The sequence below is a fragment of the Parapedobacter defluvii genome (assembly GCF_014642075.1).
Lineage (GTDB): Bacteria > Bacteroidota > Bacteroidia > Sphingobacteriales > Sphingobacteriaceae > Parapedobacter > Parapedobacter defluvii.
Genome location: NZ_BMIK01000010.1, coordinates 17931 through 44206 on the forward strand (window position 1 = coordinate 17931; position 26276 = coordinate 44206).

Genomic DNA, 26276 nt, shown 5'->3' on the forward strand with positions numbered 1-26276 from the left:
TTTAGAACGTCGCATTGATACCGAATGAATAAAGTTTGGCAGACGGATACATGGCCCGTTCGCCGGAGGTTTCGAACTCCGGGTCATACCCTTCATACGGGGTGAACGTGAATGGATTCTCCGCTGTTACGTGGATACGCAGTCCCTGAATGCCCCAACGATCCGTCCAGCTTACGGGAAAGCGGTAGGCCAGCGCGAGGTTGCGCACCCGTACGAAGCTGGCATCTTTGTAAGCCAGCGTGGAGCCGAGGTATACCGATTCCTGGTTAACATCGGGACGTGGATTGGCGTTGGTCGGATTTTCAGGTGTCCAGTAATCCACATTTAAGTTATTATACCGACCGGCCAGGCGGTTGCTGTTGTTGTACCAGCTTGAACTGGTCAGGTATCCCTGTCGGGCATGCAGAACCGCAGAGAGCTCCCACTCCCGGTAAACCAAGCGGGTGGTCAAGCCCCCTACCCAATCCGGGGTCTGCGATCCCAGAATCACCCGATCGTCTGCGTCCAGCTTACCATTTCCGTCCACATCTTCCACCTTGATCATTCCCGGTCGGAATCCATAGGATGCCGCCTTTTCCGCCTCATCGAGCTGCCAGATACCGATTTTACGGTAGTCGTAGAAGGAATGGATCGGATGGCCGATAAACCAACCATTTCCGACATCGTCTGCTCCCGTGCCGAAGAGGTCAACGATTTCATTGCGGTTGCGCGAGAAATTAAGTCCCACTTCCCACGAAAAATCATTTTTCTCGATTACCGTTCCATTCACCGTCAGTTCTATCCCCTTGTTGCTGAGTGCTCCGATGTTCTGCAGCACTTCCTCAAACCCCGTACTGCCCGGCAGACTCCGGTAGAGCAGCAGATCTTTGGTATCCGCCTGATAGGCCTCAACGGTGCCCGAGAGCCTGTTCTTCCACAGACCGAAATCCAGGGCGAGGTTCAGCTGGCTGGTCGTCTCCCACTTGAGATCCGGATTGGAGATGGTGCTTGGCAGGAAGCCGGCACCGCCGGAACTTCCAAATGCATAAGCAGTCTTATCCAGCAGGCTGAATGTTTGGTAGGGTTCAATGCCCGTGTTGCCGGTTACCCCGTAGCTAAGGCGCAGTTTCAGGTCGCTCAGCCATTTGCTATCAGCAAGGAACTGTTCGTCACTGATCCGCCATCCCAATGCCGCCGACGGGAAAAAACTCCATTTATTACCCGGAGCAAAACGGGATGAGCCATCGGTACGTGCAGTCACGGTCGCAAAGTATTTGCCCCGGAAATCATAGTTCACCCGGGCCATGTAAGACAGCAGCTGCCATTTCTGGTAGTTGCTTCCTACGCTTCGGATTTCCCCGGCCGTGTTGAGCGCGTGATACAGTTGCGAGTCATACGGTAAATTCGCTACGTTTGTAGACGCAGTTTTCGCCTGTTGTTCCTGGTAACTCTGCAATGCAGTAGCCTGCACCCGGTGGTTTTCACCAAACCGGCGGTCAAAATCGAGGATGTTCTCCACGGTAAACGAGAAAATATCCGAATCACTCACACCCGCCTGGTTCAGCCCACCCTGGGTAACGGTGGTTTGTGATCCATAAAAATAACCCCGTTTGCCGTACTCAAGTTCAGGCCCTACATTCAGCCGGTATTTGAATCCCTTAGCCAATTGGTATTCACCGAATACACTTGCGAAAAGCCGTGTTCTAAAACGTTCGTCAAGCTGGTTTTCGAGATCCGAAAGTGGATTCACCCGTTGCCCCTCGTCATTTGTCGGCCGGAAGCGTGCGTTTCCTTCTTCATCATAGGGCACACCCAGTGGATTAAGCCTAACGATGTTGTCGTAAATATCATTGGTCTGCACGGTCTGTTTTGACCGGCTTGCAAAAGAAGATACACCGAATTTGAGCCGGTCATTCACCCGGTGATCCAGGTTAACGCGCAGGCCACCTCTGCGGTAAAACACACCCTCCAACAAGCCATCTTCACCGTAATAGTTCAGTGAGACCGCAAACTGGGTACGTTCGCCACCACCGTTGAAAGCCAGCTGATGGTTCTGTTTGTTGCCATTCTGATAGGCAAAATCCTGCCAATCGGTCGATACGCCATTTGCAAGGGACTGCAGGGCGATATCGTCGAACAATGTTTTGTCGGCAGGATAGGAACCATCGGCCGAAGCTGTCCGGTTTGCTTCACGGCGCAATTGCGCAAACTGCTCACCGTCCATCAAATCCAGCTTATTACTCAATTGGGATATTCCATAATATCCATCGTAGCTGATACGGGTTTTACCCAGTTCACCGCGCTTGGACGTAATCAGCACCACACCATTAGACGCCCGGGAACCGTATATCGCGGTTGCCGAGGCATCTTTGAGAACTTCAATCGAAGAAATATCCTGGGGATTAATTTCGTTGAGCCCCCCTGCCATGGGAATACCATCCAGCACGATCAATGGACTATTGGATCCCGAGATGGATTTTTCTCCCCGGATCCGGATATCAATTCCTCCTCCGGGCTCATTACCGCTGTTGAAAATATCAACGCCCGCTGCCTTGCCCTTCAGCGCTTGTATGGGATTCGTGGTTGGTATCTCACTGATTTCGGCACCCCGTACCGAGGCAACGGACCCCGTCAGGTCACCGCGCTGCTGCGTACCGTACCCTACCACAACCACTTCCTGCAAGGCACCCTGCTCATCAGCAAGTACGAAATCGACCGTTGTACGACCGTCTTCCTTGACCACAACCGCTGACTTTTCCTGTTTTACATACGCAATAAATGAAGCAGAAACCGTGTAGCTTCCCGGTTGTACGGCAAGACTGTAATTCCCTTCCCGGTCGGTACTGGTACTCAGTCCCAATTCGCCGATGCGGACCGTAGCTCCCGACAGCGGTTCGCCGCGGCTGTCCGTAACCTTTCCGGCCACCCGGCCGTTGCGCTGTTTACGCAGTAATGTAACCGTACCAATCACCTCCTCCTTGTAGGTTAACCCGGTGTTGATAAGCAAATTATCAAGCACCTCCTTAAGTGATGCATTCGTAAACTGCACCGGCCCCACCTGTGGGTTGGCATCAGCCAGCAATTTTGACTCATACGCAAAGAACACCGTTTCTTTCCGTTCCAGTTGCGAGAGTGCATTTCGTAAAGTGGTCCGCCCGAAACTGATGTCCAGCCGTTTGCCGAGCACCTGCCCATCAGACGGATATGCAAGCAAAAGTTGGACAGTTGAAAGCAACCACATGTAAATGATCGTAGAAATCCGCATGATTTTTATTCCATGTCTGATTTGAATATTCATAAAAAGATTAGCTCTTCCTCGATATTCACGTTGATATTCAACCTGATTATATTGCATATCAACCTGAATTTATCTAAGTTTGAATGATTTTGTTAATTACCCTTTAACAGAATGCACGTGGCAGGTCAGACAGGTTCCAAGCTTTTTTGACGAACCATCGTGCGCAATCTACCGGGTCTGCAGGTTGCGGACCCGGCTTTTTTAATACAACCTGATTATCCCATTGGCTTCCCTCCTATATTGGCTTTGGTGGATTGAACAAATAACTTTCATGACCTGGTCAAGGCTGTAGGTTGAAGGTATGGTCAAATTAAACCGGTGTTCCCCGATCGCCGGGTTGTCCAGAACGAGGGTTGCCCCGAAATAATTCCGTAACACAAGCTTCAGTTCGGCTACCGTAGCATCCTGCAGGCGGACGACACCCTGTTGCCAATCGCTTTCCCATGTCTCTGCATTCCGTACCACGGCAACCGAGCCGTCAACACGGCTCATCACCATCCGCTCGCCGGGCAGCAGTTCGGGAGCCAGCACGTTACCCAAACTATCCCGCACCCGCACTTTACCCTCCGTCACCTCCACTGCCGATTCAGGCAGTGTCCCGTAATTACGCACACTGAAAACGGTACCAAGCACCTCGGTCGTCAATGCACCACTCCTTACAGTAAAAGGCTTAGCCGGATTGTGAGTTACTTCGAACGACGCCTCCCCTTCATCCAGCAGTACCCGGCGTTGCTGCCGTTTATCAAAGTCTTTAGGTACCCGGATTACGGTATTCGCATTCAACCATACCACAGAACTATCCGGCAAAACAATCCGCTTCACCTGCCGTACCCCGGTTTCCAGTGTCAGGTAATGCACCGTTTCTTCCGCTCCCATCGGCAACACCATCCGGAATATCCAATACGCAAAGGTGGCAATCAGGAATACCGAGGCGGCAGCAACCAGCCTGCGTGGCATTAACCGCCGTTGCTTCCGTTCACCGGGTCTGAGCTGTGCATCGATTTTGGAAAACAGCGAGTCAGCCACCTGCTTTTCCGTCTCTTCATCCGGGAAGATATCGCTATCTGTTAATAGCGGAAAGCCGTCATACCAGCGGTCTATCGCGCGTTTTTCTTTTGGTGTGGGGGTACCGGCCAAATACCGGCCAAGGAGCTGTTTAAATGTTTTCTTATCCAACGTTTGCTTCGTCTTTACCTTATTACATCCCGTAAAGGCAAAAACTACTTTTCGAAAACGTTACCTATTTATTAATTAATCATTAAGAAGGGAAAGAAAAAGACCCAAGCAGGTAAGGTATTCACCAGGATGCTCCTGGGTTATCTTTTTGCGCAGCCGGATGACGACTTCATGGAGGTTGTTTGATACCGTCTGTTCTGCAATCCCCAGCAGTTCGGCTATCTCGCGGATACTGCGGTTATCGCATCGGAGCAGAAAGGATTGCCTCATTTTTTCCGGCACATCTTCCAGCGCCAGCTGCAGAGACCGGTCAAGTTCGGCTTCACGTACGGGATCGGTACCGGCCTCCAGCAGGATGTCAAGCTGCTGCATTGCCCTCTCAATTACCCGCTGTCTTACTTTTTCCTTTTTGTAATATGAGAGGACCTGCATTTTCACACAACCCAGCAAGAACGCCTCCATTGAAGTGGTTAAGGAAAGACGTTGGCGTTTCTGCCACACACGTACAAATACATCCTGCACAATGTCCTGGGCGGCCGCATCGTCATCTACGCGGCTGCGCGCATGCGTATACAGCAGTTTCCAATAGCGGCGATAGAGATCCCCATAAGCATGGGGGTCGCCGGTTTGCAATAAGGTTGTCCACTCAGTGTTTGTCATATCACGTTGCCGCAAAGCTACAAAAGTGATATTAACGGAAGGTTAAGACTCCGATGTGATTCAGGATAGCTTAAGCTCCAACTTCATCATTAAATCAATCTGCTCATCGGCACCCAGTTTAAAGATATGTTTGCCGAATTCAACGAAACCGTTCTTTTTGTAAAAAGCAACGGCCCGATGATTTTCTTCCCAAACACCCAACCAAACATACCTGGCATCTTTCTCTTCGGCAACCTCAACAGCTTGCTGATACAACAACTGGCCCACCTTCTTACCTTGGAAATCTTTTCGCACATAGATCCGTTCGATCTCCAGTGCACCCGGCTCCTGCGGTTCGCTCTGTGCATTCCCAACATTTATCTTTAAGTACCCGGCTATTTCATGGTCCTTTTCAGCAAAGTAAAATTCAGAATTCTCACATTGCAGTTCCGATTTCAGCGTTTCGATGGAAAACCGCTCAGTAAGGTATTTTTCCATATTCTCCGTGCTGTTTACGGCCGAAAATGTATCGGAAAAAGTCTGCCGGGCAATTTGCTGCAACTGCACTGCGTCACTTATCGTTGCTTTCCTGATGTTCATAAGTTCGTATCTATTCTTATCGGTCTCTTCCGATTCAGGGGACGAATATAGGAACATCATTCAAAAACCACATAATGCCATGGAAACCCATGTCTCAAACAAAACACGTTGTCTCAACAAATCCAATAAATTGGTTACACTACTCAAAGTAGCTGCGAGCGCCGTATCGGGCCAGCAAATGGATATTGGCCGCGAAGGCGATCTGGAGTTATAGCGGTCCATTCATCGCTTTTTTAATCCGCGCCAATGCCTCTTCATAAAACTGCAGGCTTTCTTTTATTTCCTGCATATTGTCCGTCGGATTGCGCTCATACTCGATTGACAGGAAGCCGGAAAAACCTTGGTCGACCAATTCGGCCAGCATCGCCTCCACCTCATTCACTCCCGTGCCCCAGACCACATCTTCGGCGTCCATGCCTGCTACGGAAACATCCTTGAAATGCAGCTCCATCAACCGGCCGCGCACCGTTTGCAAACCCGCCACCGGATCCAGTCCGGAGCGAACCCAGTGCCCTACGTCTGCACACACACCTATCCGCTCACTTTTCCCTTGGATCCGGTTCATCAACGTATCCGGATTCCAATATTGGGAGGGCGCCGCATGGTTATGGATCGCCACATTGATCTGATATTGATCGCACAATGCCGAAACCAATTCCAAGTACCTCGGATCGGGTTCGGAAACGATGTTCTCGATCCCCATCGCCTTTGCAAATTCGAACAGCGCCGTCCATTCCGCTTCTGAATCCGGACTGATTACACCGAAATCAATCAATTTTACCTCTTTTGATGCCAGGTAATCCAGCACCTTTTCCCGTTGATCGTCATCCATCGCAGGAGACATGGTACCCTCCACCCCTCTGCCAATGGGCTGGCCGGGATAACCGCCGATGTAGTGAATTCCCAACTCCCTTGCCTTGTCTACCGCCTCAAAAAACGTGTGATTGCGGAAGGTATAGGCCAGGATGGCCATTTTCCAGGGCACATCCGACCGGCCAGCGTCCGAACGCTTTTCTGGCTGGGTACACGCACCGCCTGTCAGCAAAAAAAGCATCATCAGGGTTACAAATAAAATACGTTGTTTCATAGTTTTGTTATAAATTTTTAATCGTTTTGAATCGTATATTTCAGCAGCAGCGAGCTGCAGGGATCGGGCAACGATAATTCCAGTCCCTGGGACAGCTCATGTCCGGTCTTCATAACCACGTCGTGGGTATCGCTATTTTCAATTGCATACCTTTTGCCGGGCGATACACCCGAAAGCTTGACCGTGATCGTACTGTCCGGTGCCTCCTGTCTGCGGAAGCCGACGATGTATCCGCTGTTGTCAGACGGCCGATGCAGTTGATACGCCATCCAGATGCTGTCGGTAGTCATATCGTCGTGCGTTGTCAGTGGATAATAATCCTCGTAAAAATAGGGTCTCACCGCACTGAATTCCGTCTGGCAACGCAGCATTTCGGTGATGGACGATGCACGGTCCGTCACCTTCCAGTTATAGACGACAGACGTTCCCAAGCTCGATCGGAAGGTAAATCGATCATCCTTGTCGACGCCCGTACCCGTCTGTGGCAGGAAAAAATTCAGGCCGTAGGTATGTGTCTGGTACCCCACCGGTTCGCCATAATGGTAATCCGTGCGCCACATCGGTGCACTTCGTTTCATGGATTCGAAATCGATGCGCCTACCTCCGCTGGCACAGTTGTCTATGATACCTTCCGGAAACCGTTCCAACAGGTAATCCCAAAATGCATACAACCCTTCGATGTGACGGATTTCGTGTATCCCCCGCCTACCGGGCTCATCATTTTCCGCCCAGAAATTATCCACCCCCATATTGAAATCCTGCCGGTAGTAATCGATGCCGTTGGCTTCCATGAAATCGCCAATAAACCCGCACAGCCAATCCCGGGCTTCTTTGTTTCCGAGGTCAAAGAGGTAGGCATCGGTACCCTTTGCATCCAACATCCATTTCCGCAGGTTGATTCCCCAATCCGATTCCTTGATCACCCGCTCCGGTTCAAACCACACCATGAACTTGGCTCCTACTCGGTGTGCGGCATCTGAAATCGGTTTCAAGCCATCGGGAAAGCGTGCGCTGTCGATGGTCCAATTGCCGACGGTATTTGACCAGTTTTTATTATTTTCCACATCCCCTGCGTGGGCATACCAACCTGCATCAAGCCAGAAAACTTCAGGGGTAAGCTTGAATTGTTTATACCGGTTGATAATTGCCAGTGCATAGTCCGTTGTCAGGCAGGTATATTCATTGCAGGGAAACGGATCGCCGTAGTTAAAGCTCGCCGAAATGGGATAACGTGCCGGCTTTCCGTGTATTTTCGGCGTTTGCTGCTCGATGATAAAACGGCGGAACAGGTTATGCCCCACCATCCGGTCTCCACCTTTCCAGAACAACAGGCAGATACTCGGCGTACGGATAGATTCGTCGGCATGCAGGTACGTGTCCAGCCATTTCATGCCGGACATGAGCGAAACGCCGTTCCCCGCATTACCCGTGAAATCCGCATACCAGGTTCCCGACCAACCAACAGCCACCATTGCACCCTGGCCGGAAGCGGATTCGATATTGAAAAAAGGAAACGCATTATCCGAGGAACGGCCGCTCTCCGGTGAAATCTGCAGGGTTTCACCGGGGGCCAATACCTTTTTCCGCGGGTGGAAATCTGCTTTCGACACGTGTGTTCCATCGGCATAGTGCAGCGTGATGCGGTCGGATGAATCATAGTGAAAATCCATGTCAATCACTTTGACCGCTTGCAGTGTAGGCGAATCAGTTGCACCACCGTTGGTAAAACGGAGTACCCATTCCACGGCGTTATACGCCGGATATGCCTTCAGTTGGCACATCACCTGAAGTTTGGTCCGTTTGTCAGTCCATGTATAGGTCTGTTCGACCACACCCGGTTCACTTTCAGCGACACGTTCGGCAGAAAAATTCCACTTCCCGATGAACTTGCTCGAATGAACCCCATCGTAAACAAACGAAAACGGTGGAATCAGGCCCTTCTTGAAATGGCTGCCTACCCACTCTACCACATCGGTGGATTGTCCGGTAAACTTAGCCACGTTTTGCCCATGCGCGTAATGAGGAGAAAGTCCCCACACCCGCAGGCATACATATATACCTATCTTTTTCAGCATAACGATCTGTTTTTATTCATTTTATCTTAGATTACCTGACAGGTAAGTGCGTTGCACGGGCTTAATCAGCCAAACCATATAAAACCAAACCAATGCGATCACCGCGATGGCGGCCAGCTGCGTACCGAAATGGTCGGACGCCACACCTAAAGCAGGCGTCACTACTGCACCACCGGACACCCCCATGATCAGCAGCGCCGACACTTCGTTGGCCTTATCCGGCATCCGCTTCATGGACAGGGAGAATACAATGGCAAACAGGTTGGCATAGCCCAAACCGAAGATGCTGACAGACACGAGCATCCCCCAAAGGCTATCCAACAGAAACATCCCCAGTAGGCCTACAATGGCCACAAACACACTATACGTATAAAATTTAACCTCTGCGTAGTTGAGCAATAGCATCCCGCCCACAAATGCCCCCAGCGTGCGGGCGAAGAAATACACGCTGTTGCCCAGGCCCGCTTCACTCAGCGGCAGGCCGCATTTTTCCATCAGCAACTTAGGAAAAGTCGCATTCATCCCCACATCTACCCCTACCAGCACCAATATGCCGATGAAAAACCAGGCGATGTACCGGTCCCTGAACAGCCCGAGTGTGGCACCGAAAGACACGGATGCTCCGCTTCTAGACGGCTGGATCGGCGTAAGCCATAACCACAACAGTGCAATCAGCGACGTAAGCGCATACACCGGAAACACCAGTTTCCACCCATAGACGGTGCCCGCTGCCCAGGTTGTAAGGATGGGTCCCAAAAACGAACATACCGCTTTCACGAACTGCCCCAGGGTGAGCGTACCGGTGAGTTTTTTGGTGCTTACCACATCGGTGACCAACGGATTCAGGGCAACCTGCAAAAACGTATTCCCGATGCCTACGAACGCAAACGCCACCAGTATGTGCGAAAAATCATACGAAATTACCGGGATTCCCAGTGCAATCACGTGCAGGAAAAAGCTCAGCAGCACCGTATGCTTCCGGCCGACCTTGTTGATCAGCATTACGGTAGGCACCGAGAGGAGGAGAAACCACACGTAACATGAGATGGTCAGTCTATTTGCCACCGTATCGGTCATCGAGTCAAAGTCCTGCTTGACGTAATTAATCGCCAGGCCGATGATGTCTACGAAGCCCATGACAAAGAAGCCGAACATTACGGGGAGGACGTGTATACCGCTTATTTTCTTTTGTTCCATCTGCTGCGGTCTTCTTATTGTTGGCGACAGAGTACAACGGAATGGGGAGCGATGTCTATCGGGAGCTTCCCACTTTTCACATCGGCGTGCGACGCTGGCGCAAGCATGCGATCGTCAGCGGGAAGTGTTTGCTCCTCATAGCGGTAAATCGCAAAATTCCCTTCAACCGACGAATTGACTACCGCCAGGGATTTTACCGAATCCGTGGCATTGGCAAATACGTAGGTCCATTTTCCCTCCGGGTCGCGGAACGCCGTACCGATGGCAAAATCATCACGAAGGTCGATGGGGTGTATTGCCGACCCGGGCTTTACAAACCGGCTGAGCAGCGCATAGGCATGGTACTGCGGCCGCACCTCATAATCTTCCTTGATCCGGTCATAAGTCGAGTCTGTCTTGTATGCTTCCTTCACATACTTCCATAACCCCAGTTGCTGCATCTGCTGGTAATCGGCATCGCGGCCGTAGTACTGGTCAATCAGACTCCAATAGCTGATGCCTGCCGCCCCTGCATTCAGGAAATTGAGGGCGAGGCGCGTCATCAGCACGCCCCGTTCGTATCGGTCGATGTCCCGTTGCCGGGTGGCGCCCACGGTTTGGTTCGAACCGAACTCACCCACCAGGTGGCGTTTCCCCGCGCGTGCGGAAATTTCCACGTTGTTCCGTTCCCAGCGGGCAATTGTATCATTCGGCGTGTCGTAGCCGAATATATATGTATGGGAATTGAACACATCGGCTATGTCCGCCAGGTGCTCCGCGCAATCTTCCAGGTAAAAGGTCCGGGTATCGGTGTTATCGGATAAGTTAAACCGCACCTGGTCGCGGATGCCGTCTTTTTTGAAACGGGCATCCAGTACCTCCGCCATTTTGATGTATTCAGTTGACGTCAGCAGCGGACCGCCGTCGGGCTCATTCATCGGCGTGATTTCATTCACACATGTGTAATGGCGGTCGTCAACGAGGTGTTTGATGAGGGCGGAGTAATTTTCAGCCCATTCGTCGTAGTCGGTAGGCCCCGTGATCCACACATCTTTCTTTGCCGGGTCGGCCATGAAGCTCGTCTTCACGTGTGCATAGGCCGGATCCAGCAACGATACCGATACCGGACATCCCCATACCACGATGCAGACGTCCATGCCCTGTTCCTGAGCCAGATCGAGTACCTTATAAAGGGATTGCATTTCCGGCGAATCGAAGGTGAACCGGCTCCGGTCGGTCACATGGGGGTCGTCATTATCATTGACCGGCTCATACCATTGGGGCAGCGCCATCACGCGGAACTTCTGCAGCTCCATGGCTTTCACCCTGCGTACTACATGCTGCCAATCTTCCGGCTTCGCCCCGTCGTTCCGTGTCAGGTTCTGGGCAAAAAAGTGGGGGTCAAATTCAGCGCCTACAGCTTCCAGTGTGACCGGGGTAGCTTCGCCCACCGTTACGTCGGTATAGGAGGTGGAGGTGCCATGCTGGCATGAAGCAAGTGCCAGCATACATAACAGTCCGCCTGCGAAAGCAAACCGGCCGTGTTGTTTATTTCTTCTTTCCATCGTAATTTAGCTTTTAGCTGGTTATTTTTATGAATGTCCCAATTTTATTTCAATTGCCTGTATCAGGGTATGGATGACCTTGATGTGGATTTCCTGAATCCGGTCGGAATACGCCGCCGCCGGACTGGCCAATACATGATCTGCCAGCGCAGCCAACCGGTTTTCACCCACCTGTGTCAGCGCCACCACCCGCATGCCCTGCTGCTTCGCCGAAGCAGCCGCCCGCACTACATTGCCCGAGTTGCCGCTCGTACTGATGGCTAACAGGAGATCCCCCGGATTTCCCAACGCTTCCACCTGCCGGGAGAATATTTCCTCGAAGGAATAATCGTTGCCCACACAGGTAATGTAGGCTGCATCGTTGATGGCAATCGCCGGATACGGTCGCCGGTTGTTGCGGTACCGACCAGTCAGCTCTTCGGCAAAATGCGACGCATCACACAGCGACCCGCCATTACCGCAACTGATGATCTTACCCCCGGCCCTCAATGTTTCGGCCATGTCTGTAGCCACCTTGTCAATCAATGCGGCTGTTTCCCAACTGACAAACTGGTCCAGTACCGCTTTGGACTCGGTAAGGCTGTTATAAATAAACTCCTTCATAATTTTTCATTCGAATAAATTGTTTTTAAGCGGCAATGAAGCTGTCATGATTTTTCACAGTTATTTGTTGAAAAGGTGTTCAAGAGCTCGCAAGCTCGGTTTAATTATTTCACTGTGCGATTTTTGAAAATCATGACGGTTTCATTTTTGGTCAATAGATCTGCCGCGACCGACAGTGCCGAATAAGAACCGATCTGCTCACCCAGCTGAGATCCTACTACGCTGCATACCTTGCTGGAATTGGACAGCGCCTCCTGGCCGATGGTTTCCAGCATCCGCGGCTCCATCAGTTCCTTGCAGCGCGTGTACACACCCCCGATGACGATCAATTCCGGATTGAGGATATCGATGATGATAGACAGCCCCTCCCCGAGCTTCCGGGCCGAAATATCGAATACCTTTAAGGCCAGTGTATCTCCTTTTACAGCTTCTTCGGCTACCTTCTGCGCGGTAAGAACTTCCAGTTCATCCGCACCGCACCAAGGCACAGCGATTCCCATCTGTATTTTTTCGGTCACGAGCATCCGGGCCACCTGCGTAATGCCCGCCCCGCTGCAAAAACCCTCAAATGACCCCCCTTTGCCATACCCCACGGGGCCGAAGCTCGACAAGCGTATGTGGCCTACTTCCCCTGCGTTGTCATTGGTGCCCGCATACAGGCGGCTATCCAGGATCAGTCCGGCACCGAGCCCCGTACCAAACGTCATGAATACCATGTTCCGAGTACCACGGCCCGCCCCACACTTCCACTCCGCCAGTGCACAGGCGTTTGCATCGTTCTGTAAGCCCGCACGCACGCCAATACGCTGTTCGACGATGGATACAATCGGAATACCGTCCCAACCCGGAAGATTGGGCGGCGACATGATCAGCCCCTTATTCGTATCCAGCGGTCCGCCGCAGCTGATGCCGATTGCTCCCACCTGCGCTTGGGTCAACCCATGCTTTGCCATCATGCCTTCTATAGCCGAACAAATCGCAGACACGGTTTCATCCACCCCGGCGGTGGGGAACCGGTCTTCATCCACTAATGTAATCCCCGCTTCGCTGTAGTGACCATACGTAACCGCGCATTTCGTTCCTCCGATATCAATTCCTAACAAGTATTCCTTCATTTCCAATCAGTTAATAGCATATATATTTGTTTTCCCTAGTAATTCGTAGTATGTATCCAAGTTAAACGGAGGTTCGCCGTATAGGTAGTGATTGGTATACGGCTTTCCGTCAATTTCACAGCGGATCAGCAGCATCCCTTGCCCCTGTAACGCCGGCAATTCCGAGATCACAGATTTGCCGTTTGCCGGTACCGTAAAGTCGCCCTGATAAAGCGTTTTTCCGGAAGCAATGTCCGTTACGGTCACATACCCCCCAGAATCCTTCCGCGTATCGTTGACGACAACCAGCGGGTGCTTACCCGCTTTGGCATCGTTGATAAACACGCAGACGTTTTCCTGCACGTTCTTCAGGAAATGGAAGGCCAGCTTTTTGGAATTGTAGTAATCCGTCACGGCATCCGACAGGATGGGCCAGCCGTCGCGGATGTTCCACCAGATGATGCCCGATCGTTCGGGCTTATCGCCCCGCCACTTCTCGACGAAAAATTTCATCGCTTCGGCCTGTACCGCCTGCGAAGCGCGGATGAAGTTGTCCAGGTCCGCAGGCACCGATCCAAACAAGATCTTCACCTGGTTGGTCATCAAGTCATTACGTCCGCCCTGCTTCGGCTCATCGGGAAACGGCCGTACCGCCTTGGTCATCCACTCGTCGTTCCACAGTCCCACTTTCCCATCCAGCCAGGGATTGACTGCATCCTTGGTGAACATCTTTTCCAGTGTACTCCGGTTGGGGAGGCCGTGGTAGCCGATTTCACTCACAAACCGGGCCTTGGCCTGGGTATAATACGCATCTTTGTAGTAGCCCCGCGGCCCCCAGAGGTGATTTTCGGGCAGCAGGTCGTCGTGACTGCCTTCGTCATAGACCTGCTGGCTGTAATAAGGCGAGCTGGGCAGAAACGGACGGGTGGGATCCATTTCATAAATCACCCGCGGCAGCACCTCCCTGCTTACGCGATCCCTGTTCGGGTCGATGTTGAAATTAATCAATGTCCAGCGCAGTGCCACATCATCTTCGTTGTTTCCGGCCCACAGCACCAGCGAGGGGTGGTTTCTGAGCTTGGTCACCACCGCGGTGGCCTCTTCTTCGATCATACGGGCGAAATCATCGCGTTGGGGATAGAACGTGCATCCCATCGCAAAATCCTGCCACACCATGATGCCATTTTCGTCGCACAGGTCAAAAAACCGATGATCCTCGTACACGTTGCCGCCCCAACACCGCACCATATTGCAATTGGCTTCCACCATCAGTTGGAAAGCATCGTCCAGCAAAGCGGCATCCCGGCTGTGCAGCGCATCCAGGGGCACCCAGTTCGTGCCCCGCGCAAATACCGGCTCGCCGTTTACCACAAAACAGAACCGCCCGTAGTCGTTTTCCATATCGTTGTGTTCGGTTCTATCCAGGTGCACGGTACGTATGCCCACACGGCACTCCGCTTCCGAAAGCACGTTGCCTTCCTCGTCTTCCAGCGCCACGTTGGCGTCGTACAGGGCCGGGTCGCCGTAGCCCCGTGGCCACCAGAACGCCACGTCCTGCAACTCAATGATGCCCCGGAACGCGTGCGAAGTGACCCGCACCTTTTCCTCATGGACTACCTTCCCGCCACGGCTCAACGAGATACGCGCCTGCGTACGGTCGAGCTTTTCAAACGGAATGGCCAGTTGCACATCCACGAAAACCCGGGCTGTTTTGGCTTCCAGGTCAATGCTGGAGGTCATCCACTGGGTATTGACGATGTGTGCCTCGTTGATCACCTCAAGGGAAACATCGCGCCATAAACCTGCGCTTACCAGGCGTGGCATGATATCCCATCCATACGCATGCGGCGCCTTCCGGATGTAGGTAGACTCTGTAGCCGCGAAGTTGCCCACGCTGAACGTACCCAGCATATACTGCTGGGCTTCGATCACCGCCGAACGGATAATGACCTGTAGGGTGTTTTCTCCACCAGCCTTGAGCACGTCGGTCACGTCGTATGCATGTTCAATGAACATGTTGCTTGCCGAGCCGATGTGGGTTCCGTTGAGCCAGATTTCCGCCAGGCAATCGATGCCGCCGAAAACAAGCCGCACCCGCTCACCGGGCTTCACCCCGGGTGTGGAGAAGGTCTTTGTGTAGCACCACTGGTATCCCTCGTATTTCCGTAGGGCGTAGACGTTACTGCCAATCATGGGATCGGCAATCAGGCCAGCCTTGAGCAGATCCAACTCCACATTGCCCGGCACCGTCGCAGCGATCCGCTGGGCGGCTACCACCCCCGCCAGTTCCTCCGGACTGGTAATGGGGCGTTTCGGCTGAGGGAAAAAGGAAAGCTCCCACGTCCCATTGAGCGGAGTATCGTCCGCCCTCAATCCAAGTGAGCTCATGCCGATCAGCATTACAGCCAAGCCCAATTTTACGTACTTCTTCATTGCTTGCTTTTTTATCACTTTCGCATCCGCTCATTCACCTTCCTAATCTCCTGCAGCATGTATTCCCGCGGGCCGTTATCCGGTGATACATTGATCCCTTCCTCGGTATCATGCGGCGGGTAATCAAATACCCACATGGCCGAGAGCGGTACCTCATTGTCTTCGATCGCCTCCAGTAATTCCATGAATTTCTCGCGGGTTTCAGTACCGTACTTGGCCTCCTGTGCGCCCCACTCGCCGAGGAACAACGGCTTTTTAAGCTCGCCGGCCGCCTCCATGCTGGCGCGGATCAGGCCCTCCACACCGACCGAGGCGTCGGAAAAATACCCCTCTTCGGCCGATGCAGGATACACATGGGTGCAAAGCACATCGATCGGATCGGGGTTCTGCACCCCCAGCATTTCGATAAATTGGGAACGGGTATCTTTTGTCCAACTTTGGTTTTTCCAAAGATTGCGTGCCGCCGGCCGCTGAATTGCATTGCCCGTAATGACGATGCGGGTGCCGTCGTATTTACGTACTTCCCGGGCAAACGCCCGCATCATCACCAGCAGATCGGCTGTATATAATTTATCCTCCTTCGAACGCGTAGTTGGGGTACCCAGTTCGGGAACGATGGGTGGCAGGTTGTCGTTATCGCCCGGCAGGTCCACCAGCAGGTTCACCTCGTTGCCCTGCTCCCAGCCCCATATCGCCGGCGAATCGCGGTACCGCACCACCACATCGCGGATAAATTTCTGCATGAGTTCATGGGTCTTGCTACCCGTATCTCCCCACCGGTTCACCGGCTCACCCACCAGGTCGGGTACGGTGGGTGTATGCCAGAAAAACGACGGAATCAATCCGATGCCAAACTCTTCAGCGGCCGCTACGAATGCATCCAACTGCTGGAAATAAGCATCCCGGTTGTTTAAGTAGCGGTCCCAATTTTTTGGCCAATAGCCATTTATGGCAAACCGGATAAAGGGAATATTACGTTCCTTCAGGTACGCCAAACCGGTCCGGTATGATGTGTTGTTTTGCTGCCCGTCGTCTAACGTCCGGATAAAAGCATTGAAGTAATTGACGCCGATCGCCCGGTAGGGCTCCCCATTGAGCAACAGTTGCCCTGATGCCGATACAGACAGACCGGGATAGTGTTCTGCTTTCGGCGGTACGTTGGTATCGTCGTCAGGTGGCGTGCTGTCCGGACCTTTGCTGCAGGAATAACTTCCCCCAAAAGCCAGCAATCCAACCAAAATTAAGCTCCATTTTTTATACATCTTCATTTCTCCTTATGATCAATGAATACACTCACGTTTGCGGAAGCGAGCCTCCACAAACGTGAGTGTTCCAATTAATATCCCGGATTTTCTACCAAATTCGGGTTTGCAGCAATGCGCCCTTGTCCGATGGGAAAATAATAATTCTTTTCGGGGAACGTCGGCGTTTTTGCACGGCCATCGATGTTATCGATAAAATCCAGACGGTATTTCCCGGTTGCCGCATCGTACATATACCGCAACCCGGCATACGTACGGGTAAGCTCCGTAACCGCTGTCCGCCAACGGCGCAGATCCCAATACCGGTGGTTCTCGAACACCAGCTCCACCTTCCGTTCGTGGCGTATTTTCTCACGGTCTATGCCTCCCAGTTCGGCAATGCCGGCACGTCTGCGGATCTGGTTGATCGCATCCAACGCTTCCCCTGCACGTCCCAGTTCAAAAGCCGCTTCAGCATAATTCAACAGAATCTCCGCATAACGGAAGATCAGGTAATCCGTGGTCGATTCGCAGAACCAGGTGAAATTATCCGCCTCGGGATCCAGGTATTTCATCACCCCGAAACCCGTGCTGGGCGTATTGCCCTCCTTGAACCGCACCAGCTGGTCGCCTACTGCCGCTACCCCTTCGTACGAATCGTAACGCCCATCAACGAGATCGCCGCTGCGCGAAATGATACCGTTATGCATATCGATGGTATTATCACCCAGCACGCCACCCACCGCACCTGGCCATGCAGTACCGTTTGTCCAGATCGAGGCAAAGAAACGCGGATCGCGGTCGCCCCAGAGTTCTTCCATCGTCCACAGGCGGCTTTTGGCATACGTACGATCAATCACGCCCGAGGTGCCGTCTTTGCGTTCGAATTCCTCGACCATATCCAGGTATGGTCCGTGGTAATTGCCCACCCCCCACACATTCGGGCGCGGACATTCCACCATATCCCATGACCACCGGTTGGAGCCACCGGCCTGGAAACCCGGTCCGGAATGCCGCTTCACCATGATCGCTTCCCGGTTGTCCTTTTTCAAGAAGATATTCTTGAAATTCTGTACTTTATCAGCATCGTCGTCATACAGCCCGTGCGCGCTTTCGGTCATGATGGCCTTGGAAGCATCGTAGCTGATCTGAAAATACGCTTCCGCTTCGCCTGCCGGAATGCCCAGTAAGCCGTTGAGTTGCTGGGTACCGAACTTCGCGATACTCCCGGCATACAACGCCGCCCTTCCGCGGAGTGCCAGCGCCGCCCATTTGCTGGCGCGTCCGGCCTCTGCTGCGGAAGGCAGGATTGTCGCAATCTCCCCGGTCTCGCTGATGATGAAATCGTACAGCTCTTTTTCTGAATTCCGCTTGGGATACAGCTCGGTAGAGTCCGCATCCAGCGCCTGCACCTTCGTAATCAACGGAACACCCCCATACCGCTTCACCATGGCGAAGTAGCAGAATGCCCGTAAAAAGCGTGCCTCGGCGATACGCTCCTCCACATTCGAAATGGACGATTCGGCGGCCCGCTCAATAAAATTATTCAGGTTCCGGATGGTATAGTAGGCATTTCCCCACCATTGCAGCTCGGTACCGTTCGCCTGTATACCGTTCTCTTTCACGCCCAGTAAATGTGCCTGTGCGCCGAAGTTATACTTGGCTTCATCCGTGATTTCAATCGTACGGACGGGGCCCTCCATCTGGGCACTGAACCCCATGATGGTACCGAAGCTATTGTCGTCGCGGTTCATCGGCGCACCGTCCCACGTATTCATCAGGTTGATCGCGTCGCCAACCATCACGGGTGTACAGGCATAGAGCTCCGCCAGGTGCGCATCCAGCAAATAAGGATCGTTCCATACCACGGCATCCGTATACCGATCCGTGGGAACCTGATCCAATACTTTATAACAGGAGGTCATGGCCGTTGTAGCCAACGCCAATAGGACCAATTTATAGTTTGTCTTCATATCCAAAATCAATTAAAATGAAAGATTACATCCCACACTCATGGTAAATTGCTGGGGATAATAAATACCCACGCCGTATCCTTCGGGCATCTCCGGGTCTACGCCATACTTGTTGAGTGAGCTCACCGTATAGAGGTTGGCACCGGCCACGTAAACACGGAACCTGCTGATGCCCGCTTTTGACAGGATTGCCGTAGGCAGCTCATAGCCCAGCGACATGTTTTTGAGGCGTGCATAAGCCGTGTTATGATTCCGGTAGTCCGAATAAAAATCGTTGGTGGATGAGCCTGCCGGTCTCGGAAGCAGTGCATCCGCACGGTTATTGTCGCGGTTGTTCCAATAATTACCGTAGTACAGCACCGTGGGAGCACTTTCCAGCATGACGTTGGTCGTGTAGTCGAATGCTCCCTGTACAAGAGCCGAGAAATCAAACCGTTTGTATCTTAGCACCAGGTTCAACCCGAATGTCCAATGGGGTTCGGCCCCTTTGCCGATCTCCGCCTGATCGCGCCAGTTGATGACGTTATCGCCGTTCAGGTCCTTGTATTTCACATCACCGGGCCTGAGCGAAGCGTTGTCCTGGTTCAGGGCATCAAATGACAGGGGCCAGTTGTCAATCTCCTCCTGACTGGTAAACAACCCATCAAATACGTAACCGAAGCGCCTATCGGTATATTCCCCGCTCCGTTTATACAGCCGTATTTCATCGGGGTCGGTATAAGCAGGTTCGTCGATGGACAGCCACTTAGATCGTGAGTAAGCGATATTTCCGGTGACGTCATATTTCCACTCGCCCGCTGTACCGGCAGTTCCGAGCCTCAGTTCCACCCCCTGTGCACGTTGGCTGTTCAGGTTTTCCACCGGCAGCTCTGCACCGAAAGTAGTCGGCAGCGATTGCGTCCGGCTGCCCGGAATGCCTTTCCGTTCACGGCGGAATACCTCGAATTCACCGTATAGCTTTTGGTGCCATAACGAGAAGTCGAGCCCCGCATTGTAAATAGCCATCTGTTCCCAGGTCAAGCCGGTGTTGGCCAGTCCCGTAGGGATCAACCCCGAATACAGTGTGTTGCCCAGCGTATAGGTACCGTCAAACCGGTAGCCCGCCAGGTAGGCAAAATTTGCCACCGCATCGTATCCCGACGATCCGTAGCTCGCCCGGAGTTTCAGAATGTCAAACACGTCGTATTTGTTCAGGAAATTCTCCTTCGCGATGTTCCATCCCAATGATACGCTGGGGAAATAGCCCCACCGCTGCCCTTGGGCAAACCGGGAAGACGCGTCGGCCCGGAGAATCGTTTCCACCATGTAGCGGTCGCGGTAGCTATAATTCAGACGGCCGATCCACGAGACACGGCCATTTGCGAAGCTGGAAGAGTTATTGGCCGAAGTGGTACGGTCGCCCGCGAACAGCTCTTCAATGGCCATGGACTGGAATCCACCGCGCGACGCATCAAATCCTCGTCCCCTTTCGTAGATGTACTCATACATAAACATCCCCGATACGTTGTGGGCATCCAGAAACGACCGGTCGTAGTTTAACGAATATTGCTGCACCAGCCGGTTGTCTGTGCTTGCAGCTCTGCTGAGGAACATCGGGTCCTGTGAGCTGCGCACATACGTATAGTCACCGGTCTCGGCGCTGTACGTATAGAACCGTTCCTGGTTCTTTACCACCTTTTGGTCGAAGGAATTTGCCCGGTAGATCATCACCCCTTTGGCATTCAATCCGGGTACCGCAGTGAAATCGTACTTCAGCTCCCCACGGAGTTGCGTGATGCTGTTCACTTTATCCTGTGCCCCACTCAACTCCGCATTGGTACCGAAGATCGGGTTACCATACGTAATACCCGCATAAGGCATCCTATTCGGGTCGGGCAATTCCATGGCAAAAGACGGATCCGCCGCATAGATCAGATCGCGCCAAAAGTTATTGTTGGTGCCCACCCCGTCGGCCCCCGAAGGATACATGCGGTGCTCATTGAAATACTGGATATCCATGGCCGCCGAAAGCTGTTGGGTTACCTTGGCCTCCACGTTGGCCTGGAAATTATAGCGGTCGTAATTTCCGCCGTTGGTTTTCAGGATGGTTTCCTGCCGGTTAGCACCGAAATACCCATAATATTTAACCGCTTCGGTACCCCCCGAAAGGGAAAAATTATGGTTCTGCTGCGGTGCATACCTGCGGATGGCGGCATCAAACCAGTTTGTGTTCAAATACTTCGGATCCGACCCATCCCGGAATTTCTGAATTTCCGCTTCGGTAAACGGCACCTGGTCGGCCGGCTTCTCGGCGTTGAGCCATTTATCCACCTCAAACTGTGCACGCTCGGCCGATGTCGCCGGCCGGATCACCCGCGTAGATCCCTGCAGTGTAAACGAACTGTTGACCTGCACGTTGGGTTTGCCCTGTTTTCCGCGTTTGGTTGTTACAAGAAGCACCCCGTTTCCTGCCCGTGCCCCATAAATGGACGCAGCACCATCTTTCAGGATGGACACGGTCTCGATCTGGTTCGGATCCAACGTGTTGATGTTGGTTTCAATCCCATCCACGATCACCAGCGGACTCCCAAAGCCACGGATGTTCAAGCTGGCATCATCGGCACCCGGGATTCCGGACGTCTGCTTGGAGATCAGCCCCGGCAACTGCCCTGCCAGTGTGTGGGTCACATTGACCTGCGGGGCTACCGTAATCTTATCGGTTTTGATCTGCGAAACCGAACCGGTCACCGTAGCGACCCGCTGCTGGCCATATCCTACCACTACCACTTCATCCAGTACGGCAAGATCTTCTGTTAACGTAACGGCCAGGCTCCGTCCCGCCACGGCATCTACCCGCTGCGTGGCATAGCCAATCGAGGAAATTTCCAGCGTGGCGTTCCTGCCCACTGTTAAGGCAAATCCGCCATCTTCGTTGGTTGCCGTGCCGTTGGTAGGCACCCCGAGTTCGACTACGCGGGCACCGACCAGCGGTTCGTTCCGTTCATTGGTCACCGTTCCGCTGACCGTAATGCGTTCCGGTTGGACCTGTGCGTGCGCCGGGCCATTCTGGAATAGCCACAGGCAAATGAGTACAAGACTCCATTTTAAATTATCCATCATTGTTAAATCGGTTAATAATTGTGTAAACTCGAATGTATTTTATTCCCTTCCTATTTAATTGTTCCTGTTTAATGGCTCGTAAAGACAAATTCGTGGCGGCCGCTGCCCACTGTCTGCGCTTTATCGGTGTATACGGTGGCCGTTGCGTTATCCGGGATCGTTACCGATAGCCTGATCTGTTTTCCCTCCCGTCTCCATTCGGATTTGATGAGTCCCTTCACTGAACGGTATTCACCCTTCGCCCAGGAAAGGTCAGCAATGAAATCCGGTTTAATGAGAATGTGTTCAAACCCTCTATTGTTGGGATCGTAGTTTATCCCCGCCAGTGTATTGACCATCCACGCACTGATGTCGCCCAGGAAGACATGGTTTACCGACGCATCGCGGAACTCGGGCGACAGTACCCAGGTCTCCGCCAGTGTGGTGAATCCCAGCTTGATCCAGTTGCCCCATGAGGGAGCCGTTTCCTGTGTCGCCATGCGGTAAGCCGTTTCGGCATAACCATGTGCCGAGAGCATGCGGGGCACGTACTTACTGCCCAGCACGCCGAAGTCGAGGTGATAGTTGTTGTCAACAATCAGCCTGTTCAGGTTTTCCGCCACTTTTTTCTCGTATTCCTCCGGAACGATTTCCAGCGCAAGCGCCACTGCCTGAGCCGTTTGCGACCCATTGGCATAGCGGGTTTGTTCCGCGTCGAAATATTTCCTGTTGATCAGCGCCTTTAGTTCTTCTGCCTTTTTGCGGTAAGGCGTACCGTCGTGGCCGGTCAGATCGCTGAAGCGGGCCATGAGCACCTGATCCCAGTAGTAGAAACAGGTCGTGGTGTACTCGGTGGGTGTCTGTGTATGGTAGTATACCCAGTCGCCGATGCCGTAGGTTACCGTGCCTTCTTCGTTTTCACGGTTCCGAAGGTATTCCAGGTATTTTTCGCAGGCATCGTATACTTTGTGAATGGCCCTCGTATCTCCGTAGTAACGTTCCAGCGCATCCGGGATGATGAACAATGCTGCATCCCAAACCGGGCCGATCCAGTCGTCATAGCCCCATCCCGCACTGGGGATGATGCCGGAAATGTTACCTTCCGGGCGTTGGTTGTCGATGAAGTCATCCAGCCACTTTTCATAGAATTTAATGCCATCGAAATTAAGCAACGCCAGATCGATGGCAATGTGACCATCGGCTGTCCATCCATTTTTTTCGCGCTGCGGGCAATCGGTGGGTATGCTATGCAGGTTGCTTACGTAAGACTGGTTGGTGGCCGACCATATCTTGTTGAGCAACTCGTTGGAGCAGCTGAACTGGCCCACCCGCTCCAGGTCGGTGTGGATAAATAAGGCAGTCACATCCGCTTTGTCCAGCTTAATGGGACGGTCTGACCGCACCTCCACATACCGGAACCCGTGATAGGTAAACGCTGGGGTGAACGTTTCCTCCCCTTCACCACTCATGAAATATGTATCGGTCTGAAACTCGATGTCCTTTATTGGTTTATAGTAAATATCGAGGTTACGCATTTCAATACGGCCATTGTCTTTCAGCAGTTCACCGTGGGTCAATGTTACTTTGGTTCCCTCCTCGCCACGCACGTTGATGCGGCATACACCCGTAAGATTGATCCCCATGTCAAAGACAAACACCGTATCGCCGAAAGCCTGCATGGCCACTGCCGGGAGTTCATCCGTTATCCGCATCGGCGGCATGGTCTGTGACACCAGCCGCGGCGAAGGAGCCCGCGTGGGTACCGCCGGTTGCCACGCGACGTCGTCAAACCGTAGGTCGTTCCAACCCTGCCATTGCTTCCGTGCATCGTAGGTTTCTCCGCTGTAAATGTTGTTGTACACATGGGGGCCGGTTGCCGTTTTCCACGTATCATCGGTAGGAATTACGGTTATCGTGCCATCCGTATGCTGTATGTGGATTTCCATCACCATGCGCGCGCGGTCGCGCCAACGCGCCTTGTCAAAATCCCAGGTAGCCACCGGGGCAGCCGCGTTGTAAAATCCATTGCCCAGCACGGTTGCCACCACATTCTCGCCCATCCGGAGCGCGGAAGTTACGTCTAATGTCGTATACAGGTTACGCTTGTCGTAATGGGTATATCCGGGATCCAGTTGTGCGGTACCCGCTTCCTTGCCATTCAGGTAGAGTTTATAATAAGCCGCCGCACTCACATACAGCCGTGCAGCAGCAATTTCCTTATGGATGCTGAATACCTTCCGGAACATCGGCGCAGGCCCGAAGGACGCATCGTGTTGATCCGTTATCCATTGGGCGGTCCAGTCTGTTTCCTGCATTTTGGCGGTTTCGAAGCTATCGATTGCCGAAACCACGCGCTGCCCCCGGTTGTCCCAGGCTGTCACCCGCCAATAGTACCTTGCATGCGGGCGCAATTGCTCCGCTCCCGAGTACACCGCTTTACTCTGCCCACTTTCCACCCTTCCGGACGTCCATAACGGCTTTTCCTGCAGCAATGCTTCCTTCGCATCTGCCAATTCCAGTTGATAGGCTGTTTGCATCCCGCCAGCTGATCCCTCATATCCCCAGGTAAATCTGGGTGATGACACGTCGATATGGATCGGCGATCGCAAGTATTCACAGCGCAGCGCTGAAATCGACCAGGAATGCCCTGTACAAGCTGTCAAAACCAGTAAATAAAAGAGTACTAGGTATGCAAAAGCACTACTTAAACGGTTAAGTAACATATTAAAAATATAGCTAATAATTATCTCAATAAATCGGTATATCAACCTACTTAATCGGTTAACTAACTGGTTAAAAAAACTAACTACGAAACTCCAGCGAACAGGACAGCATCACCCGCTTGGGTTCATACGGCTGTTTCTTTCTGGATTTTGCCTTCCCCTTCGCATCCTCCATCTGTTCAATCAGTGAATTCACCGCTGTCCTACCGATTTCCCCTACCGGCATGCGTGCCACGTTAATCTGTGGTGCCAACACTTTAAAAATGGGCACTTCATGGATACAAGCCATTTCAAAATCCGGCTTTATCCCCTTTTCATAAAAATACTGGAACGCCTCCAATGCCAGGATGTGGGTTGTAAAGAAGAAACCATCCACATCGGGCACCTCCGTGAAAATGTTGTTCAGCACCCGGTGGATATTCTTTTCGTATCCGGCAAAATCGACTTCTCCGTATAGCCGCGGATCCAACTGTAGTCCCGACTCGCGCAGCGCATCCTCTACCCCTTCGCGGCGTTGGCCCATCGTTGTCAAATACGAGTTGGTGGTCAGCAACGCTATTTTTTTGCATCCCTTGTTAATCAAATGCTTAGTCAGCATGTAACAACTATCGCGGTTATTGATGATGATGTAGCTCGCATTCAGTTCGGGAAAATAACGGTCTATGGTGGTCAATGGGTACCCCTCGTCGATCAGCCGCTGCACTTCTACCTTCGACCGTTTGGTAGGGGCCAAAATAATCCCATCGACGCGTTTCGCTTTGAACAACCGGATAATCTCATCTTCCCGATCGATATCGGACTCCGAGCTGCTGATCATCAGTGAATATCCCTGGTTACGCGCCCTGGATTCGATTTCCCGGGCCACTTCGGAATAAAATGTATCTGAAATTGAAGGCAATATCAGGCCAATGGTTTTGGTTTCACCCGTATTGAGGCTCCGCGCGATCATGTTGGGCTGGTAATGCAGCGATGCCGCATACGCCAGTACTTTTTCGGCCGTCGCCCGGCTGATGTTCTTCTGCTCGGCCTGCCCGGAAAGCACCCAAGATACCGTCGTCTTGGAAAGACCCAAATGTTCAGCGATATGTTTCAGCGAGGGTTTCAAACCGGCACAATTTATTAAATCGGATTTATATTGGATTTACTTAACCGTTTAAGTAAACAGTGCAATGTTAATTTATTTTTTTGATACCTCAAATTTTTTTTTGACTTTTTTTACTATTGGGCTTTTCCGCTTCCTACTGCCGCTCGCCGGACCATGTTCCGCTCATGGGCGGATTGGTGATGGTATTGGTCTTTTCCGGTAAACTCACTGCCCGTTGCTACTGTTCCGATGGTTGCCTTAAAACTACCATCCTTGCTCACATTGCCCTCCATGCCAAATATAGTACCCAATCGTGTGGATTGCCCCGTCCCGGAAATCTCTCCATCATCGGATACCGTCACATTCCACGTTCCCTGATCAGTTCCCGTATACTGTCCGGACCATTTCCCGGCAAAAGAAGATATGGCGATATAAATGAAAAAGGTCATCAG

Annotated in this window: 18 protein-coding genes; 1 reads left to right on the forward strand and 17 read right to left on the reverse strand. The window is 52.4% G+C overall.

Annotated features, from left to right (window positions below):
* Position 1 precedes the first annotated feature (1 nt).
* The 4 genes from IEX60_RS14500 to IEX60_RS14515 form a co-directional block, all read right to left on the reverse strand.
* Positions 2-3277 carry a SusC/RagA family TonB-linked outer membrane protein gene (locus IEX60_RS14500; RefSeq protein ID WP_188751854.1) on the reverse strand — a complete coding sequence of 1092 codons (3276 nt, stop codon included), beginning with the start codon at positions 3275-3277 and terminating at the stop codon, positions 2-4.
* A 201-nt stretch (positions 3278-3478) separates the two neighbouring features.
* On the reverse strand, positions 3479-4453 hold the full coding sequence (locus IEX60_RS14505) for a FecR family protein (RefSeq protein ID WP_188751856.1): 975 nt from the start codon (positions 4451-4453) through the stop codon (positions 3479-3481).
* Between the two features lie 75 nt (positions 4454-4528).
* Entirely contained in the window at positions 4529-5113 is a 585-nt protein-coding gene (locus tag IEX60_RS14510) for an RNA polymerase sigma factor (RefSeq protein ID WP_188751857.1), read from the reverse strand.
* Positions 5114-5173: 60 nt separating this feature from the next.
* Entirely contained in the window at positions 5174-5692 is a 519-nt protein-coding gene (locus IEX60_RS14515) for a GNAT family N-acetyltransferase (protein ID WP_188751860.1), read from the reverse strand.
* A gap of 79 nt (positions 5693-5771) precedes the next feature.
* Here IEX60_RS14515 and IEX60_RS24980 point away from each other — a divergent pair, with 79 nt between their 5' ends.
* Positions 5772-5906, forward strand: coding sequence for a hypothetical protein (locus IEX60_RS24980; RefSeq protein ID WP_262892321.1), 135 nt, complete (start codon positions 5772-5774; stop codon positions 5904-5906).
* Here the strand turns inward: IEX60_RS24980 and IEX60_RS14520 are convergent.
* The 13 genes from IEX60_RS14520 to IEX60_RS14580 form a co-directional block, all read right to left on the reverse strand.
* Positions 5901-6779, reverse strand: a complete 879-nt coding sequence (locus IEX60_RS14520) for a sugar phosphate isomerase/epimerase family protein (RefSeq protein WP_188751861.1) — start codon at positions 6777-6779, stop codon at positions 5901-5903. The genes IEX60_RS24980 and IEX60_RS14520 overlap by 6 nt on opposite strands.
* 17 nt (positions 6780-6796) lie before the next feature.
* The gene (locus IEX60_RS14525; protein ID WP_188751862.1) at positions 6797-8854 is read right to left on the reverse strand and encodes an alpha-galactosidase; all 2058 of its coding nucleotides are present in this window, start codon (positions 8852-8854) and stop codon (positions 6797-6799) included.
* Positions 8855-8875: 21 nt separating this feature from the next.
* Positions 8876-10051: an MFS transporter gene (locus IEX60_RS14530; protein WP_229717576.1), complete on the reverse strand. Its 1176-nt coding sequence runs from the start codon at positions 10049-10051 to the stop codon at positions 8876-8878.
* Positions 10052-10065: 14 nt separating this feature from the next.
* Positions 10066-11595 (reverse strand): glycoside hydrolase family 113 protein, encoded by a 1530-nt coding sequence (locus IEX60_RS14535; protein ID WP_229717577.1) that lies wholly within the window; start codon positions 11593-11595, stop codon positions 10066-10068.
* Between the two features lie 27 nt (positions 11596-11622).
* Positions 11623-12198 (reverse strand): D-sedoheptulose-7-phosphate isomerase, encoded by a 576-nt coding sequence (locus IEX60_RS14540; protein WP_188751864.1) that lies wholly within the window; start codon positions 12196-12198, stop codon positions 11623-11625.
* Positions 12199-12302: 104 nt separating this feature from the next.
* Entirely contained in the window at positions 12303-13313 is a 1011-nt protein-coding gene (locus tag IEX60_RS14545) for an ROK family protein (RefSeq protein ID WP_188751866.1), read from the reverse strand.
* 6 nt (positions 13314-13319) lie between these two features.
* Positions 13320-15725: a glycoside hydrolase family 2 protein gene (locus IEX60_RS14550; RefSeq protein ID WP_188751867.1), complete on the reverse strand. Its 2406-nt coding sequence runs from the start codon at positions 15723-15725 to the stop codon at positions 13320-13322.
* 14 nt (positions 15726-15739) lie between these two features.
* Positions 15740-16993 (reverse strand): cellulase family glycosylhydrolase, encoded by a 1254-nt coding sequence (locus IEX60_RS14555; protein WP_188751869.1) that lies wholly within the window; start codon positions 16991-16993, stop codon positions 15740-15742.
* 68 nt (positions 16994-17061) lie between these two features.
* Positions 17062-18939: a RagB/SusD family nutrient uptake outer membrane protein gene (locus IEX60_RS14560; protein WP_188751871.1), complete on the reverse strand. Its 1878-nt coding sequence runs from the start codon at positions 18937-18939 to the stop codon at positions 17062-17064.
* A 12-nt stretch (positions 18940-18951) separates the two neighbouring features.
* Complete coding sequence (locus IEX60_RS14565; RefSeq protein ID WP_188751873.1) at positions 18952-22038, reverse strand: SusC/RagA family TonB-linked outer membrane protein; 3087 nt, start codon at positions 22036-22038, stop codon at positions 18952-18954.
* Positions 22039-22106: 68 nt separating this feature from the next.
* Positions 22107-24740, reverse strand: coding sequence for a family 78 glycoside hydrolase catalytic domain (locus tag IEX60_RS14570; protein ID WP_188751876.1), 2634 nt, complete (start codon positions 24738-24740; stop codon positions 22107-22109).
* Positions 24741-24819: 79 nt separating this feature from the next.
* On the reverse strand, positions 24820-25845 hold the full coding sequence (locus IEX60_RS14575) for a LacI family DNA-binding transcriptional regulator (RefSeq protein WP_188751878.1): 1026 nt from the start codon (positions 25843-25845) through the stop codon (positions 24820-24822).
* A 113-nt stretch (positions 25846-25958) separates the two neighbouring features.
* Complete coding sequence (locus tag IEX60_RS14580) at positions 25959-26273, reverse strand: hypothetical protein (RefSeq protein WP_188751880.1); 315 nt, start codon at positions 26271-26273, stop codon at positions 25959-25961.
* Positions 26274-26276: the final 3 nt, after the last annotated feature.

Coding starts and splice junctions, on each gene's coding strand:
- IEX60_RS14500 (WP_188751854.1), bottom strand. CDS start 3,277: ATGAATATTCAAATCAGACATGGAATAAAAATCATGCGGATTTCTACG.
- IEX60_RS24980 (WP_262892321.1), top strand. CDS start 5,772: ATGGAAACCCATGTCTCAAACAAAACACGTTGTCTCAACAAATCCAAT.
- IEX60_RS14515 (WP_188751860.1), bottom strand. CDS start 5,692: ATGAACATCAGGAAAGCAACGATAAGTGACGCAGTGCAGTTGCAGCAA.
- IEX60_RS14540 (WP_188751864.1), bottom strand. CDS start 12,198: ATGAAGGAGTTTATTTATAACAGCCTTACCGAGTCCAAAGCGGTACTG.
- IEX60_RS14570 (WP_188751876.1), bottom strand. CDS start 24,740: ATGTTACTTAACCGTTTAAGTAGTGCTTTTGCATACCTAGTACTCTTT.
- IEX60_RS14580 (WP_188751880.1), bottom strand. CDS start 26,273: ATGACCTTTTTCATTTATATCGCCATATCTTCTTTTGCCGGGAAATGG.
- IEX60_RS14520 (WP_188751861.1), bottom strand. CDS start 6,779: ATGAAACAACGTATTTTATTTGTAACCCTGATGATGCTTTTTTTGCTG.
- IEX60_RS14545 (WP_188751866.1), bottom strand. CDS start 13,313: ATGAAGGAATACTTGTTAGGAATTGATATCGGAGGAACGAAATGCGCG.
- IEX60_RS14555 (WP_188751869.1), bottom strand. CDS start 16,993: ATGAAGATGTATAAAAAATGGAGCTTAATTTTGGTTGGATTGCTGGCT.
- IEX60_RS14565 (WP_188751873.1), bottom strand. CDS start 22,038: ATGATGGATAATTTAAAATGGAGTCTTGTACTCATTTGCCTGTGGCTA.
- IEX60_RS14530 (WP_229717576.1), bottom strand. CDS start 10,051: ATGGAACAAAAGAAAATAAGCGGTATACACGTCCTCCCCGTAATGTTC.
- IEX60_RS14535 (WP_229717577.1), bottom strand. CDS start 11,595: ATGGAAAGAAGAAATAAACAACACGGCCGGTTTGCTTTCGCAGGCGGA.
- IEX60_RS14510 (WP_188751857.1), bottom strand. CDS start 5,113: ATGACAAACACTGAGTGGACAACCTTATTGCAAACCGGCGACCCCCAT.
- IEX60_RS14560 (WP_188751871.1), bottom strand. CDS start 18,939: ATGAAGACAAACTATAAATTGGTCCTATTGGCGTTGGCTACAACGGCC.
- IEX60_RS14550 (WP_188751867.1), bottom strand. CDS start 15,725: ATGAAGAAGTACGTAAAATTGGGCTTGGCTGTAATGCTGATCGGCATG.
- IEX60_RS14525 (WP_188751862.1), bottom strand. CDS start 8,854: ATGCTGAAAAAGATAGGTATATATGTATGCCTGCGGGTGTGGGGACTT.